Genomic DNA, 18,080 nt, shown 5'->3' with positions numbered 1-18,080 from the left:
CCCTCACAAATCACATTTTATTTACTTTCTAAGTTATTCGATTGATGTTCACTTATAAAATTAGCTAATGCTCCTATTAGGTTTGCATCTCCTTTATGGGTACAAGCCCCTAAGACAGGTTTAACTTTAGCAATTTCAATTTTTTCTAATAAATAATCGATTTTTTCGTTAATCTTTTCGATGAAATCTTCTCGTTGTGAAATAGCTCCACCGATTAAAATAATTTCTGGATCATAAAAGTACTGCATATTAAAAATTCCTTTAGCCAAGTTTAAATAAAATCGGTCTAAAATATTTTGACAAAATTCATTTCCCTTAGTGGCTTCTTCAAATACTTTAATTCCATCATAGCTATCATCTTGAAAATGGGCTCTGGCTTTTCTAACAAAAGACATTGTTGAAGCAACATTACTGAAATTATAAAACTCTCCATCTCTTTCTTCCATTAACATATAGCCAAATTCTCCACCATGAAGGTTTTTTCCATGATGAATTTTTCCATCATGAATAATAGCTCCACCAAGTCCTGTCCCACAAACTAAAAATAAAACATCACTAAATGATTGACCTGAGCCATTAAACACTTCGGCAAGTGCTGCACAATTCGCATCATTTTCTATACTGATTGGTAAGTTTGTCGCTTCCCCCATAATTTTTTTCCAATTATGACCATGAATGCATGGGATGGCACTTGAACCATTTACCATGCCAGTCTTGGAATCAACAGCGCCTGGTGAACTAATACTAACTCCCGTAACCTTATACTGTTGTTTAGCTTCTTCAACAAAGCTTACTAAACTATTAATCAAACCATTAAAGTCATGATTTACTTCTAGAGAAGTTTTTTCTACTATCTTCCCCTGTAAGTCTAAAACACCAACTTTGATTGCTGTCCCTCCGATATCTATACAAGCTATCACGACATGCTCCTCCTCGACACATTTTGCATGAACTACTTTTTAAAAAGGAGATATTCTCATATCTCCTTTTTATTTTTTAATCCTTACTTAGAAGCTTTCCATTCATCAATTTGTCGTTGCATTTCTTCAATGATTTTATCTAAACCTTGTTGTTTTAATTTAGTATTTAATTTTTCTAAATACTCATCTACATCCACTGATCCACTGTAGATAGTCGCTTTAAACTCTTCTAAAACGTTGTTAACAGCCGCAATTTCTGTTGAAACTGATTTTGAATTGAATTTGAATCCAAGTGCTGGTGATGATTTTGCAGCATCATTGAAATCTTGGAATTCATCCCATTTAGTTTCAGGTTCGTTTTCTGTTACATAAGTAATAAATAAGTTTCCTAAAGAGAAGTAAGGAACGTCATATCCTTTTTTATTAATTAATTTGATTTGATTATCTCCAATTTTTTCATAGTGAACACCTTCAAGACCATAGTTAATCATATTACGGATTGTTGGGTCAGTATTTAATAAGTTTAAGAACTCAATTGCTTTTTCTTTATTTTTTGAGTTAGCAGAAACAGCAACCATTGATCCAGTTGTTGAACCATTTGTAATCCAAGTGTTAGTAATAGGTGTAGAAACAACTCGGTAACCTAAGCTTTCACTCCAGATTTCATCTGCATATGGTTGACCATCCGCTTTTGTTACAAGACGTTTGATTGATTTATCATCTTGAGCTGTTGCAGCATCAGCGTTGATATATCCAGCTTGATAGTATCTTCTTAATGTTTCTAAATCACGTTTCATTTCATCTGTTTCAAACATGTTCATGACTTTTAATTCACCATTGTCATCTAAAGAAATTCCAACAGGATCTACTAATTGATCGAAGAATACTGTATATGAGAATCCTTTTGTGATGTATAAAGGTACAACATCAGGTTCATTTTCTTTAATCACTTTTAACCATGGTTCTAAATCTTCTAACGCATGAATTTCATCGACTGGAATATCATACTTATCAACATACTCCTGAGTGAACACCCACATCGGTGCTACTCCTAATTCTTTTTGAGTTGGAACAGCATAAGTTTTTCCATCTACTTTAGCTCCATCCCAGAATCGTTGGTCGATCGCTTCTTTCATATCTTTTCCTATTGTATCTAAATAAGGATCTAAGTCTAAAAAGGCACCTTTACGAGCATTTCCCAAATAATCTCCTGCCCATGAACATGTGAAGGCTAAGTCAAAATCTTCACCAGAGTTCACGATGACAGACATTTTTTGACTGTAATCATTGAAATCAATGAATGTCATATCTAGATTTACCCCGATTTTTTCTCCTAAATATTCATTCGCTTTTTCAATAACTTGAGCGTAATCTTTTGGTTCCCCTCCAATAGTGTAATACTTTAATGTGGTGATTTTTTCACCATTAGATGAAGTTGAAGATGATGATGATGTTGAGTTTCCACTACATCCAGCTAATAATGCAGTAGCAGCCATCATGCAGGTTGTAAATGAAATAAGTTTTTTAAATTTCATAAATTACTATTCCTCCCCGAACAATATTTAGTAACGCTTACAATTTAATTTTAGTATATATCGCTTTCATTTCATAGTGTAGATTTTCCACATTTACTTAAATAAATCTCACTATTGAAATACAGATTTCATACTTTTAGGGTACCGTTTACACAAACGGATAAAATACTCTATATTCTTCGCAAAAATTTACATAGATATTTAATCACTTCACTAATACGGATTAATTCACTTTCTTTATTTCTTTCCCTCCAAATAATCTGATACTCATAAAACCATCGCTCTATTTTTAGTGCCAAATTGTTAGCTTCACTCACAGGATCAGCATCCTCACGATTAAATTCATGTCTTAACAAATACAAAGAAAAATCATTTAATAGCTCAATGCCTTGAGCTGAAATTAAAAATTCTCTAAAATCTAACTGATTTTCTGATTTGATTTTCGGTAAATAAGTATTAATTTTTCGATAAATTTCTTGAGCCTTTAGAACATCTTCTCTAATTTGTTGTGGATTAAAACGAGTATACTCCTCAATGATAATATCTCGCATTGGAGTATTAAATTTCTCTTTCCACTTCACAATCTCATACCATGTCATCTGCTGACACTCAGATAAATCCGCTAATAATGAAACAATACGACACGATTGATCTCGGTACTCTAATAAAGAAATAGCTTTAAAATGCTCGTCTTTACTTCTTTCATCTAATGGATTCCAGCTAGTGGCAGCTGCATAAATCATCAATGGCATCGAGTTTGCAAACAAATTAAGATGTCCATAATCTCCCCAATCTGTTGTTAAGACCCCCTCGGCTTCATATTTAACCGCATAAGTTACCATTCTTCTAATGTTCTCATATCCTTTGTTCATTAAATTCATTAAATGGTTCCATCCCGCTACACCAGGGCAGACATACTGTGGCATCCCACTTTTTGCAATTTTTTTCGTATCTGTTTCTTCCACTAAATAATCATAATTCCAATTCAAACAAGTTGGGTGTGACTCAATTTTAGATAGTAAATGCTCATACCTTAAAACCACATCTCCCCAAAATAAAACATCTTTATCGTGATTTTTAGCAATTTGAATAATCTTGTTTAAAAACTCAACATAAAGTTCACCATCATTCAATGTATTTAATAAATGATGACTCTTTCCCTTCCCTAAATCAAAGGTTTCATCACAGCCAATATTAAACTTCTTCGAACTAAACAGCGGTAAAACATCCGCCATCATCTTTTCAACAAGCTCTAAACTAGCCTCATTACTCACATCAAGCGTATGATGTGCCATACGATCATAAAACGAAAACTCAGACTCATCATCTAGCTCACATAAATGCTTGTAACTCTCACTTCGCAATACCTCATACAAATGCCCAAATAACGCAAATGATGGCACCAATTCCACATGTCGCTTTTGACAATAATCATCTAACAAAAGAATTTCCTCAGCCGTTAACGGATCTTTATCATACCAAATCTCACTAAACCCGGTGAAGGCAAAACTATGCTCAATATAAAGCTGAAGCTGATTTATTTTATAGTGGGCCAGTTTATCAACCAATGACTTTAACGTTTCTAAAATCGGAACCTTCCCTCGCGTCACATCGTGATAAAAACCACGGTTTCTAAAATAAGGGCAGTCCTTAATTTCAACACCTGATAATTCTACACCCTCATTCTTAATGATTTGGAGCAACGTTTGAGTCCCATAAAATAACCCTTTTGATGTCGTTGCCTTAATCTCAATATAAGTTTCTTCAATAATTAAATCATATGCTTCTTCCTCTAATTCATCTACTTTAATGAATCGAATGGATGGCGTACTATAATTTCTTTCAAAACATTTTGTCACGCTCAAACGAAACCCGATTAACTCATGAAGTTGTTGCTGTAATAATAAAGCTGACTCTAAATCCTGACTATTACACTGACTCGATAAAATGATTTCAGTATTCGTCCCTAAAAAGAACTTCGTTGCTTCCTTTTTCACATAACTTCTTGGCATTGGTTGTAAATACAAATGACTCATCCCCTTTTATAAAATTGAAATCTGATCCACAAATAAGAATGTTGGCCCCTCACCTGGCAAAATGCTCCACGGTGGACACACTCTTTGATTTTTAGCAAAAACTCTAATATACCTGTAATTCATTGCTTTTTGAACCTGAATATTTGTGACGGCAATCTCTTTTCTTTCAATCGATTCATCACAATTAATCATCTCGATTATCTCAAAGTTTATCCCATCAAGTGACCCCTCGACTAAAACATCTTTGGGATAATAAATCCAGGCACGAGTATCTTGTAAAAAGCCTACTGTTATTTGATTAAACTGTGTTGCCTTTTCTAAATCTACCACAACATCTAAATCATCATGATAGCCAAGCCATGCACCGTCTCGATAATCCTTTGTTCCTTTTTTACCATCAATTAACGTCTCTACTCCATTTGGATTATATTTCTTTATCTCCACCGGTAATGTTTGTCCTTTAATCTTTTTAATCGGTTGAGACTGGAAATAGCCCGCATCTTCTTCCACACTTTCCTTCATTCCATCAACAAAGATTTTAGCCCTAATCTGCCCTTCCTGTGTTAAAACAATCGGTTTTTGATAAAGTAAGGACTGTTTGGTTGGAGGTGTCCCATCTAACGTATAATAAATTTGACCTTCATTATTAGGATTTTTAATCCTAAAAACTTCCGATTCATAAATTCCTGTTAATGATACTTTAGGATCAATGACCGGTTTGAATGCTCGTTTCATAAAATGATTTTGTTTATTTCGAGGCGTATAATCCTCAATCATATTTGAATTTAAAAAAGCTTGCGATACTAAAGACTGCTGTTCACTAAATCTCATTTCTAACCCTTCATTTTCTGAGGCAATGGCTAAATCAAAGTCAGCTAAATTTAAAATTTCACCTTGATCTACAAACAAAGAATAATCAAATTGTTCATGTGTGAAATTGAAAACATTGTTTTTAATCCCTTTTAAAACTGGACAATATTTCATGGCTAATAAAATTCTTGAATGTTCAAACGCCTGATTCGTTTTAATCTGAAGCTTATTTTCTTCACACGTAATCAAGACGCTTATGCCATTATTTAATAGCCAGGTGATTCGGTAATCACAATCATTTAATTTCTCGAAACGAATTGGATTCCCTTCAAGTTCCGTTAGTAATCCTTGAGACTTGAGCTCAAAGAACTGAATTTTTGCTCGAACGTCATCTGTACTAAATTGATGCCCATCCACAACAGGTAGCGTATCAAAAATACTTTCTTCTTCCGTTAAGACGTCTTCATAATAGCGTGAGCGATAGTTTTCATTGAAGAGATGTAAATCTCGAATAATTAAGCTGCCATTTTCAAAAAGGAAACTTAATCGATAAAAACGACTATTATACCAAAGGGTTTTTAAATTCTCTTCGGTATTCCAATCTTTTGTGGCCGCATAGGTTGTGACCGGTGTTAGCTGATATTTTCGTTTATACCAAGCGGCGCTTTCAGCTAACGTTTGAATTCTTAACTGATAAGGTTCTTCAATTTCAGCTAGATGTTTCATTTGAAGCTCATATCCTTTTGACATCGTATCCCATAAAAACGTATTTTCTTGTCCTGTTTGAACATATGAAAATCCAATCGTACTTTCCATCACTTGCCTTTGAAAAAACCACTCCACCCAATCTCTATTTTGAGCAATGGTAGCAGCAGGCTCGAGTGTATAAACACCACAGACTGATTTTCTGATTCCATCTTCAAAGGCATAAATCGGATCAGCGCCTAACAATCTGAATATTGGTAAATCTAACTGATGCTCCTTCGTTTGAGCTGGCATGAATTCATTAAATAAACTTGGATAATAGGCCTGGTTATAATATCCTCCTGATAACGTAAAACCATCAGTCCCAATTTGATCGCGACAAATCGCTGCCCCTTCAATCTGATACTTGTCTTTAAAATGTTTTAACGTGACAATATCTATTACCCAAGATCCAACTGTTTTCGGATAATAACCAAAGATAGATTTAAAATCTTCCATGTAAACATCAACCATTTTAATACGTTCTTCTTTTGTATAGGCTAATGAATAGCCTTTATTCACATGGTCATCAACTGGTGTTTCACCTTTCCATTTAACCGAAGCTTTACTGGCTAGTGATTCATCGATTTCCCACCAGCAGGCGATTTCATCAAACTCATCTAAGTTATCTTTTAAGAGCGCCACATAGTTTTCATCCATCAATGCATCATACTTTAACGCATAAGTGGCCGAAAAGCCATAACGTTTCGTTTCTTCAATCTCATACAAAACAGTTTCAAGCTCCTCTTTCACAAACTGGCCTGATGGATAAACTGTTTTTCGAATAAAATTATAAATATTAACAATGGCTACATGCTCCATACAAACTGATTCCCCTCAATTCTCATGATTTTAAAAATAGAAGTATTTCTTACTTGAAATACTTCTATTTTTTAATGTCATTATGATAAATGTGCGAGTGTTAAAATTTCTTTTTTATGTAACTTCATTTCACTTGTAGTTTTTTCTAAGTGTTCTTCTTCTAATAAATCCGTTTTGTATAAGGTATCCTCAGTTTCTAATTTTAGCATCGCTTCTTCATTCGAAACGTTATACCATCTTGTAATGAGTTCATTATTTGAAGTTGAAACCTTTAAAGCAGATGGAACAACCTCTAAGTATTCTCCTTTTAAAAACTGATAGGTTGATGATAATGCCCCCTCTTGTACTGGAAGGCCTGCGCTTAGCCAATCTACTTGATATTGGTAAGCCTCTGTATAAGATTGATAACGTGACTTAGCATCTCCATGAAGAATAATTGCAAATTCTACTTCATGCTCTCCTAAACATTGAGCATCTGGTGTTAAAAATACTCCCCAGTCACCTAATTCACGAACACCACGATGTAATGTCACAGCAATCGTATTAGATTGTTGACCTAACACTTCATATTCATTAAGTCCCTTATTTGCAATCGTCACTCCGGCTGTTTCATCGTGAACATTAATAAAGGCTTGTTGATGTTGAGCATTGCATGGATTCTCCCATACAGCATGTGGGAATGTTTCACGTTTTGCAACCTCAAAAATTGAGTCTGCATAGTGATATGGTGTGTCAATATTCGTTTCAAATAAGACGCGTAATCGATGATCAAGGGCTTGATTATTGAATTTAGTCACAGCTTTAATCACACGATTTTGACGTTCAATTGTGTATAACGTTTCGATTTCAAATGGAATCAGTTCTTCTCCTCGTGAGGCTTTACGGTATTTGAATTCAACTAAGTCTTGAATTTCTTGATCTAAAATTTCATTTGCTTTTGATGGAATCATTAACGTGTGACTAACTTTTACTACCGTACGATAAGATTGATCTTCAACTACTTCAATATTTGCCACACTCTCGCGTGTTGTAATTGGCGTATCATCTTTTGGCATGAAGTGAATGTATTCATTTCCAATATCTCCACAATCTTCAAATATTCCGAAGTTATCATATGTTTTTTCTGTTGCTTTATCGAAAATACGTAATGATCCATTTTCATTAAAGTGAACCGTCATAAATGGTGTTTCAACTGTTAAATTCTCTTGGATTAAAGAAGATTCTCCTTCTTTTACTTCTTTTGTCTCTACAAGTGCGAAACTTTCATATCCAAATGCCGGAATTTCTTGAACTTCTAAGGTCACTTTGACACGTTTTGCAATGTATGGTTGGCGGAAACGATCTTTTGGTAAGTCGTAATTAAAAGCATTCGGTAAAACTTCAATGGTAGCTGGAATTTTATTTCCATGCACATCGACCACTTCATACGTTGGAAGTTGGCGTTCATGCATTTGTTTGACTACTTCAACAACTGGTCCCTCGCTAAAATACATTTTAGCGACTTCAAGTTCTGTTTCAACAACGCCTGAACGATTCCATCCGCTTGTATTTGCAATGACAAATGGTTTAACCTCTTGATTTTCTTTTTTGAATGCCATTGTATTTATTTGGCTAACTAAATAATCCATGCTTTCATCGATGATATGTTTAGCAACCGACTGCACTTTTTCAAAACGAGTCACCATTTCACGATGTACCTCATCGACACTACATCCACAAATACTATCATGAGGATGATTTTCCATTAGCAATTTCCATGCGTATTTAAATAAATGATGTGGATATGGTTTTCCTTCTTTATGCGCAATCGTTGCTAACGGTTCAGCCATTTTTTCAAGCATCATTTGGCACTTAGCATTCATTTGTTTAATATAAATGCGAGCGGAAGCAGTATTAGCTAATGTATACCATCCATCCGTTTGTTGACTACGTAGCTCTCCTGTAATCGTCGTCATATCATCTGCTAATTTTTCATGAAGTGCCTCAATATATTCTTCAAAATTCGAATGCTTGAATTCTACATCTGGATAAAGTTCTTGAGCCGTTTTAATTGCCTGTGATAAATCCGTTTGAACCGGTTGATGGTCACATCCATTCATAAATAAAAGATGTGGGGTACTTGCATATTTCGTTGCGTCTGCTAATTTTTTTTCCCAATATTTTTTAGCTTCTTCTTTATCAACCGGAACTTCAAGCCCATTACTGTACCAGTTCGCAAATAAAATAGCTAATACTTTTGAACCATCCTCTGATTCCCAATACATTTCCGAATAAGGTGATTCATAAGCATCATTATCACTGACCTCATTGTTAAATCCTGTTGGTTTAACACCTCGCCCAAAAACTGCTGTTTCAATTCCAGCCTTTTTTAAAATTTGTGGCGCTTGTCCCATATTTCCAAAAGAATCAGGGAAATATCCAACTTTACAAACTTCCCCATACTCGCGAGCTAAGTCATGCCCCATTTGTAAGTTACGAATATTTGCTTCACTACTTGTTAAAAACTCATCTTGAAGGATGAACCAAGGTCCGACATGAATACGTTTAGCTTCAATTAATTTTTTTAAACGTTCTTTATTTTCTGGTCGAACTTGTAAATAATCTTCAATCAGTAAGGTTTGTCCATCTAAATGGAAACTTTTATAGTCGGGATCCGTCTCTAATGTATTAATTAAAGTATCCATAAATTCAATTAATAACATGTGATGCTTTTCATATGGTAAATACCATTCACGATCCCAATGACTATGTGAAATAATATGCGCTGTTTTCATAACGTTCTCCTTTTTATTCAATCCCTATTTTGTTTTTACTTTATATCCACAATAATCTAAAACTAATTCGCAGAACATGGCATTTGCCCATGAGAACCATTCACGTGTATATTCATTTGGATTATCCACATTAAATCCTTCATGCATTAAACCTGTTCCACCATCCGTGCGCTTAATCACTTCCAATAATTCTTTTTTATAGGCTTGATCTTCACATGTAAGAGCCTGCATTGCTAATGAAATATGCCAAATATAATTAATCGGTGTATGTGGACTTCCAATTCCTTGTGCAGCTGTTCCCTTATAGAAGTAAGGATTCGCTTCACTTAAAATCATTCGACGTGTATTTTGATAGACCTCATCCTCTTCACTCACATAGCCGATATAAGGCATTGATAATAAACTTGGTAAATTCGCGTCATCCATTAAATTGTATTGTCCAAATCCATCCACTTCATAAGCATAAACTTTTCCAAACTTGTAATGTTCAATCGTTCCATACGTTTCAATTGCTTCACGAATTTCAACCGCTAAAGCTTTCGCTTCTGCTGCTAATTTTTCATCATTTAAAATTTCAGTTGCAATTTCAACTAAGTAATTTAGAACAACAACCGCAAACATGTTAGATGGAATTAAATAACCATACATACACGCATCATCACTTGGTCTAAATCCTGACCATGTTAAACCAATGTTTGACTTAACTAATGCCCCTTTACCATCACGTGATAATGTATCTGTGTAGTAGCAATCTTTTCTAACAAAGCGATAAGGCGATTGATTTTCATGATCTTGCTCTGTACGCCAAACTTCAAGAATTTTATAAGCTGCTTCTTTGAATGTCTCATCAAAGTGAGAAGTTGTTCCAGTATTTTTCCATAATAGATACGCCATTTGTAGCGGGAAACATAATGAATCAATTTCGTATTTTGCTTCCCAAATCCATCCTGACATATCAGTTTCATCTTGTTCCCAACAATTCCCGTTATCAGCCTCATTAAAAGCGTTTGCATAAGGGTTTAATAAAATATACATCATTTGACGGCGAACTAATCCCTCAATTAATTTTGTAATTTCAGGATCTTCTTGCGCTAAAACATAATAAGGACGTAATTGACAAACTGAATCTCGTAACCACATGGCCGGAATATCTCCTGTAATAACGTACGTCGTTCCATCATCCATCTTTTTAACTGTCGTATCTAACGTATTCGTATAACAGTTTTTAAACATTTGAATTAACTGTTGATCATCCCCTAATTTCTCTTCCACCTGTTTAATTAGATTTTGCATTGATTGTGGTAATTGTTTTTCCATCCTACTCTTCCTTTCCTATATTTAAAGTTTTCATCTTTGCTAATAGCGAATTTCTATCACCTGAAATAGCCCCTCTCACATGAAAACTTTTATCTTTATCTTCTTTAATCTTCTAGTTAGACAATAACACCGCTATCATTTATTTTCAACTTGCTTTATTCTACATATAGTGTACAAAACATATATTAGTCTAAATAAGCTTTTTACACGTAGAAGACTTCTAATCCATCTTAATGATAAAAGGGATTAAATATAAATTTATGAATTATTTTTCTGTTTGTATGAGATTCCAATGTCTGAAATTTAAAACTGAATAAAAAATATTAAATGGCTGGATTACACAATAGACTAGTACGTAAAAATCCTTTCCTAACCATTTCATTTATCTATGAAGCATCATAAAAGTTAGAATATTAAAAATTAAAATCCTAGTGGCTAAGCAACTAGGATTTTAATTTATCATGCTATTTTAAACAGGGCGATTTAATGTATTTGACTTCTAACTATTCTTTTACTGCCCCTACTGTAAGTCCACTTACGAAATATTTTTGGAAGAATGGATACGCAAATACGATTGGTAATGTTGTGATTACAACAATGGCCATTTTTGCTGTATCTTTTGGTAAATTGTTAGCTACACTTACCCCATCCGTTCCAAGCATAGCAGCATTATTAGCTAAGAATTCCATTGTTCCCTCAATCTTAATTAATAAATATTGTAGCGGAACTAATGCACTTCTATCGATATAAAGCATCGCATTGAACCAGTCATTCCAAAATCCTAGTGTTAAGAATAATCCAATTGTTGCAATGGCTGGAAGTGATATTGGTAATACAATTCGTGTAAATACCGTAAGTTCTGAAGCCCCATCAATTTTAGCTGATTCAACAATAGCATCTGGAACTGTTGTTTTAAAGAACGTTCTTAAAATGATAATGTGGAATGAGCTAACACAAATAGGTAGGATTAATGCCCATAACGTATTTTTAATTCCAAGGAATCGTGTATTTACAAGGTATGAAGCTACCATCCCCCCTGAGAATAACATTGGGATGAAAATTAGTTTTGTAAAGAATTTTCGATAAGCGAAGTTCTTTCTTGATAAAGCATAAGCAAAACTTGTCATAATAACAAGACCAAGTAAAGTCCCGCTAATGGTAACTAAAATTGTAATTCCATATGCTTTAAATATTTGAGGCCCTGTTCCTCCAGCTCCAAAGATATATTTATAAGCATTTAAGCTCCACTCTTCTGGCCAGAATTTATATCCATTCATTTGAAGACTTTGTTCACTGGTAAAAGAGATGATGATAACAAATATAAATGGAATAATACACATTGCCGCAAGCGCCCCAAATAAAATATTTAGCGCAATATTAGCTGGTTTTGAAATTGAATTGAATTTATTTTTCTCCTCATCTTTTGCTAAAAAGATTCTTTTGAAAAATGATTTTTTTTCTTCAAGAACTACCTCTTCTTGTTGTTGAAATTTATTTTCTTTGATAATCTCCATCTTTAATACACCACCTTTTTTAGAAGAATGCATTCTCTTCGTCTACTTTTCTAACAATAGCATTTGTTCCAAGAATTAAGATTAATCCAACAAATGACTGATATAAAGCTGCAGCTGAACTCATACCGATATTTCCTAAGTTTGTTAATCCACGATATACATACGTGTCGATAACGTTTGTAACAGGATATAACGCCCCTGAGTTTTTAGGTAATTGATAGAACAATCCAAAGTCTGATCTAAACATTCCACCTACTGCTGTAATGAACATGATAATCATAACTGGCTTTAATAATGGAATGGTAATGTATTTAACCTGTTGCCATTTTGAAGCTCCATCAATCATTGAGGCTTCGTATAATGATTTATCGATTCCACAAATTGAAGCTAAATAAACAACTGTTCCATATCCAATTCCTTTCCACTGACTCATAAAGATAATAATGAACGGCCAATATTTCGCCTCAGTGTACCAAGAGATTCCGTCTTGTCCAAATGATCTTAACATCGTATTTACTAATCCTTTTTCAGGACTTAAGAATGTGTATAAACAGTAACTTACGATAACCCATGATAAGAAATATGGTAAGAACATCGCACTCTGATAAAACTTAGATAATTTTTTATTTAGTAACTCTTTAAGTAAAATAGCTAACGTTACTGGAAGTACAATCCCTAAAACAATGAAAACTAAGTTATAAGCTACTGTATTTCTAGTAATAACCCATGCATCAGTACTTTTAAATAAGAACTCAAAATTCTTTAATCCTACAAATTCACTCTTAATTAAACTTTCAAAGAATCCACCATGAATTCTCCAATCTTTAAATGCTATTAAGATTCCGAACATAGGTAAGTAAGCAAACGCTATAAACCAAAGTGTTCCAGGTATTGTCAAGCCTAATAACTCCTTGTTATCTTTGAACTTTTTCCATCTAGAGTTTTTCTTTTTAACTTTTACTTCATCGGCCATACTCTATCCCCCTCCTATGTAAACGCTTATCTGGCTTGATTAAAATATACCATATATAGAATTTAGTTTAATAGATGAAAATTCTTAGGTTTAATGTACTAATTTTAGTTCGTAACAAATTTGATTAAAAAAAGCTAGAGATTTTAACAAAGCAAAAAATTGAATTCCTTGCCTCTAAAACCTCTAGCTTTATTTATTAATAGTTTTTCATTTCCCTTAACGTCGATGGTGAGACACCAAAGAACTTTTTAAACTTACGATAAAAATAACTTGAATCTGTATAGCCAACTTCCTTAGCAATATCATTAATTTTCATATTCGTTTCTAAAATGAGCTCCTTAGCTTTCATATTCTTCGTTTTATTCAAATAATCCGAGAATGAACATCCAACTTCCTTATTAAAAATTTGTCCTAAATAAGAGCTATTAATGTTATATTGATATGCCAATGTTTTTAAGCTTAGTTCTTCATAGTATCTCTCATTAATCGTATTCACGATTTGTTGCACAACAGGACTATACTTTATCGTATCCTGTGTCATCACTTCCATAAACTCGTCTAACTCACTTAAAATAAATGTCTTAATACTTTCTCGCGTATTCTCATGACATAACTCAATAATCGTATCACTCAAACTTTCTCGTGTGTATTTTTTATCCACCTTAAACTCTTCTTTAACCTTATCCATCAGCAAAACAACCTTAATTGAAAAATCATAAATATTCTTAGGCGTTAATTCTTTATTCTCAAAAACTTCATCAACGTAAACTTTTAACGCTGCGCTATTTTTTTCAATCATTAACTTATTGATTTGCTCGATTTCATCCCTAAACTTCACATCTTTATGTTTAATAACCGAAATCATCTTTTCGTTAACAACACGATTCATCCCTTCAGTCAACATATACTTCTTCAACTTTTTAGCCACCATATAACTTTTGCGTAAATCATCAATCATATTGACACTTGATCCTACTGAAATGAAAATATCATACTTTAGCTCAGTTTGCAGTAAATCTCTTAGTTCTCGATACTCCTCTAAGATTTCATCATCAGTCTTCTCTTTATCCCAGCTATTAATCACTATAATTTGCCCATCAAATTGATACAACACTTCACACTGACTTTTAAACACTGACTCAACAATCGGATTAATATTAATATATACCTCTTTATCCTTTTTACCATTAATGAAAATATTCGTGACCGTATATTTTTCTTTATAAAAATCAACATACATATCATCTTTTATTCCAATGACTTCTTTCACATCATACTTTCCATTTAAAAAGGCTAGTAACTTTCCTGTTTTATCTAACCCTCTATTAATAAATTCTTTCTCCTTCGCGATATTATCTACTAATTTTTTTAACGCTACTTCTAATTCTTCTTCATCAACTGGTTTTAAAAGATAATTTTCAACCCCATATTCAATTGCTTTTTTAGCATAGGCAAATTCATCATAACCACTTAAGAGAATGAATTTTACCTTCTTGCCCATCTCATTAATTTCTTGAACTAACTCTAAGCCTGTTTTAACTGGCATATTGATATCTGTTACAATAATATCGACTGGATTATCTTTAAACTTTCTAATCGCTTCTTCACCATTTTCAGCAGATTGAACGACTTCAAGCCCTAGTGCTTTCCAATCAATAATTGACATTAATCCTTCCGTAATAAAAATTTCATCATCAACTAACATAACTTTTTTCATACATTAGGCCCCCTTTTGCAAGGAATCATAATGACGACCCTTGCACCCTTACTATTATTATCTAATTGAACTCCATAACCTTCACCATATGCTCCAACGATTCGTGCATGAGCATTAATAATTCCTATGGATTGATTCGCTGTATTTCTGCATAATTCACCTGTCAGACTTTCATTGAGCTGTGTTAACTTCTCTGGTGGGATTCCTTTTCCATTATCATCAATGATAACTTTAATATTCTCAGATTCTTTACTGACATTAATCTCAATAAAATTATTAGTCTCTTCCAATTTAATTCCATGCATAAAATAATTTTCAATTAAGGGTTGTATCGCAAATTTGATCATTTCATTATCTAGTAATTCATCTGGACAATTAATCTTAAAATCAAATTTCTCACGATACCTAAACTTAAAGATTTCCATGTAACGAGTACAATACTCAAGTTCACTTTCTAAAGTGATAAAATTATGATCTTTAACCTGTTTTCTAAATAAAAAGGATAAATTATATAACATTTTCCCGACATCTTTATCCCCATTACAAACAGCCTTCATCCGAATACACTCTAGCGTATTATATAAAAAATGGGGATTAATCTGATTTTGGAGAGCAATCATCTCCGCTTTCTTTTGATTAATTTCAGCTAAATAACTTTTATTAATATAGCGATCGAGCTCACTACACATCTCATTAAAATTCTGTGAGATATAGCTAATTTCATCCATTTCATCTCCAATTGGAATTTTAACTTTAAGATTTCCTTCTTTAACTTCCTCCATCACCTCTAGGATAGCATCTGTCCTTCTTGTCAATTTTTCTAATTTCCACTTTAAAATGACTGCACTAACAAAGATTAAAAATAAATCAAGTAAAAGTATCGATGAATAAAAAATCTGTGGCGCTTCAATTAAGTTTTGCATTGAGATTGCCGTAATGACACTTAACTCATCAGAAAATTTAGTTTTAAATAAACTTTGATGATTTCCGGGAATTTTATATTCTTCTCCTTCTTTTAAGTCGCTCAAAGCTAATAAACTTTCCTTTGATGGCTCTTCTGACTTGTCTTCAGGGAGATAGGCCGTTTGATACTGTTCATCATAAATACAAAGATTATAATTAGCTCCATACTTCGCAACAATATTATTCACTTCAGATAAATCGTAAACCACAATTAATTTTCCTTCTTCTACTAATGTATCTGGATTATTAATTGAGTTCACGTGATACAGTTTATTTTCCGAGAAAAAAAGTTCCGGTAACTTCTGAATCACTGTCTCATAATTTTCTATTTTTTCAATATAAATCTGATTATCATGATTAAATGATCTAACTTCATTCAGTTTTTCACTTAAAAATATAATATTTTCTACCTTATTATTCGAAATAAATGCACTGGCCACAAACCTTTCAACACCATTATAGGTAAAATGATTACTGCCTGAGAAACTATCTAATTTATTTTTTAAATAATCATTCGAATGATTATTTAGAAAATAAATGATATCATTCGATAACATATAATCGTAATACATTGAACTGACAATGAATTTATTAGAGTTTTCAATCTCTTTGAGTAGTTCATTGGCGTTATATCCAAGCTGTTCCCCTAATGATATTCGGTTACTTTTACTTTCAGACACCACATAATTAATTAAATAAAGATCGAACCCCCCTATCAAACAAATGATAACTAATGAATAAGTTAAAAATAAGTTATTGTATAGCATCGATTTTTTAGCTAGCATATCTCCCCCTCCTTTATATGCTTTTAGCTATACCTAGTGGTACCCAATTTATATTTTAAAGATATTCTATCTATTTGTCATCCTTTTTTGTATGCGCTATTTTTTCCATTATCTAAACATTCTATAATTTTTAAATCAAAAATATGAAAAATACACTATTAAATTCTACGATAAATGAGTATATTTTTCCTATGACAGTATTGAAAACGTTTGATTTTTTTTACAATACTGATTATGGTGATGATTAAAAGGGGGATTAACGATGTCAGAATACTTCAACTTTAATAAATTGTTTGATATTTGTAATTATATTTTTTCATTCCTTGTCTTGAACTTACTTTTTATGCTCTTAAATATACCTATTATTCTATTTTTCTTATTGGTTGGAATCAGCAAGATTTCCACTTATCTACCTTTATTTTTACTCTGCTTAATTCCAACAATGCCTGCATTTAACATTCTAGTTTACTGTATGCGTAAACTATTAAAAAATAAAGGATTTAATCTCCTATCTGATTTTAAAAAAGGGTTCTTGCTTAACTTTAAACAAAGTTTACTCATTTGGTTTGTTGAGTTAATTTTTATCTTTGCTTTATACTCAAATATTGTTTTCTTCAAGTCAGCTTATAATAATACCATTGTTAGTTGCTTATTCTTAGGACTCTTAATTATCCTATTATTAATGACACCGTTTATTTCATTACTCATTAGTCTATTTTCAAATAATGCATTAAATATTTTAAGAAATGCACTCATTCTTATTTTTAAAAAACCACTACTCGCCATAACCAATATTCTAATTTTCCTTGCTGCGCTAGTTTTATTTGAAATCAGCCCTGCTGTGACTTTCTTATTTATTACTAGTTTACTTGCTTTCTTATTTGTCTTTTCAAATCGATTCCTAATAGAAGAATTAGAAACCATCTCTAACAACTAAATTTAAAAAAGCCTTGATTCTCATTTCTAATCAAGGCTTTTTTGGATTCTCTAATAAAAATGGGACTGAAAGCTAATCATTTTCAGTCCCATTTTTTTAACATGTTTTAATTAATTCTAAGTTACCTTCAATTGTATATTTAATTCCTTTTGGTAAATAGACTGTTTCTTCTGGATTTAATATAATCGTTTGATCATCAGTTTTCATTACACCGCATCCTTTAGTTGCTGTAT

General features: G+C 32.7%; 11 protein-coding genes. 1 reads left to right on the top strand and 10 read right to left on the bottom strand.

Going from position 1 to position 18,080, the window contains the following annotated elements; translation table 11 throughout:
• Nucleotides 1-17: 17 nt before the first annotated feature.
• From J6D32_RS03780 to J6D32_RS03735, 10 genes are all read right to left on the bottom strand, one after another.
• Nucleotides 18-920: an ROK family protein gene (locus tag J6D32_RS03780; RefSeq protein ID WP_006783988.1), complete on the bottom strand. Its 903-nt coding sequence runs from the start codon at nucleotides 918-920 to the stop codon at nucleotides 18-20.
• Between the two features lie 83 nt (nucleotides 921-1,003).
• Nucleotides 1,004-2,455: an ABC transporter substrate-binding protein gene (locus tag J6D32_RS03775; RefSeq protein WP_006783987.1), complete on the bottom strand. Its 1,452-nt coding sequence runs from the start codon at nucleotides 2,453-2,455 to the stop codon at nucleotides 1,004-1,006.
• A 170-nt stretch (nucleotides 2,456-2,625) separates the two neighbouring features.
• On the bottom strand, nucleotides 2,626-4,491 hold the full coding sequence (locus tag J6D32_RS03770) for a beta-N-acetylhexosaminidase (RefSeq protein WP_229059747.1): 1,866 nt from the start codon (nucleotides 4,489-4,491) through the stop codon (nucleotides 2,626-2,628).
• A 6-nt stretch (nucleotides 4,492-4,497) separates the two neighbouring features.
• Complete coding sequence (locus J6D32_RS03765) at nucleotides 4,498-6,867, bottom strand: chitobiase/beta-hexosaminidase C-terminal domain-containing protein (RefSeq protein ID WP_006783985.1); 2,370 nt, start codon at nucleotides 6,865-6,867, stop codon at nucleotides 4,498-4,500.
• A gap of 80 nt (nucleotides 6,868-6,947) precedes the next feature.
• Complete coding sequence (locus J6D32_RS03760) at nucleotides 6,948-9,641, bottom strand: alpha-mannosidase (RefSeq protein ID WP_006783984.1); 2,694 nt, start codon at nucleotides 9,639-9,641, stop codon at nucleotides 6,948-6,950.
• Nucleotides 9,642-9,665: 24 nt separating this feature from the next.
• Nucleotides 9,666-10,958 (bottom strand): glycoside hydrolase family 125 protein, encoded by a 1,293-nt coding sequence (locus J6D32_RS03755; protein ID WP_006783983.1) that lies wholly within the window; start codon nucleotides 10,956-10,958, stop codon nucleotides 9,666-9,668.
• 503 nt (nucleotides 10,959-11,461) lie between these two features.
• On the bottom strand, nucleotides 11,462-12,472 hold the full coding sequence (locus tag J6D32_RS03750) for a carbohydrate ABC transporter permease (RefSeq protein ID WP_006783982.1): 1,011 nt from the start codon (nucleotides 12,470-12,472) through the stop codon (nucleotides 11,462-11,464).
• 19 nt (nucleotides 12,473-12,491) lie between these two features.
• Nucleotides 12,492-13,445, bottom strand: a complete 954-nt coding sequence (locus J6D32_RS03745; protein WP_006783981.1) for an ABC transporter permease — start codon at nucleotides 13,443-13,445, stop codon at nucleotides 12,492-12,494.
• A 196-nt stretch (nucleotides 13,446-13,641) separates the two neighbouring features.
• On the bottom strand, nucleotides 13,642-15,162 hold the full coding sequence (locus J6D32_RS03740) for a response regulator transcription factor (protein WP_006783980.1): 1,521 nt from the start codon (nucleotides 15,160-15,162) through the stop codon (nucleotides 13,642-13,644).
• Nucleotides 15,159-16,910: a sensor histidine kinase gene (locus J6D32_RS03735; protein ID WP_009606251.1), complete on the bottom strand. Its 1,752-nt coding sequence runs from the start codon at nucleotides 16,908-16,910 to the stop codon at nucleotides 15,159-15,161. The genes J6D32_RS03740 and J6D32_RS03735 overlap by 4 nt, the downstream gene beginning before the upstream one ends.
• A gap of 262 nt (nucleotides 16,911-17,172) precedes the next feature.
• On the opposite strand from J6D32_RS03735, the gene J6D32_RS03730 reads away from it, so the two are divergent.
• The gene (locus J6D32_RS03730) at nucleotides 17,173-17,847 is read left to right on the top strand and encodes a DUF624 domain-containing protein (RefSeq protein ID WP_006783978.1); all 675 of its coding nucleotides are present in this window, start codon (nucleotides 17,173-17,175) and stop codon (nucleotides 17,845-17,847) included.
• The last annotated feature ends 233 nt before the right edge of the window (nucleotides 17,848-18,080 follow it).

The organism is Turicibacter sp., from assembly GCF_017941855.1.
Classification (GTDB): domain Bacteria; phylum Bacillota_I; class Bacilli_A; order MOL361; family Turicibacteraceae; genus Turicibacter; species Turicibacter sanguinis.
Note: the sequence above shows the minus strand (reverse complement) of the source record. Positions and strands in the feature narration are given on the sequence as shown.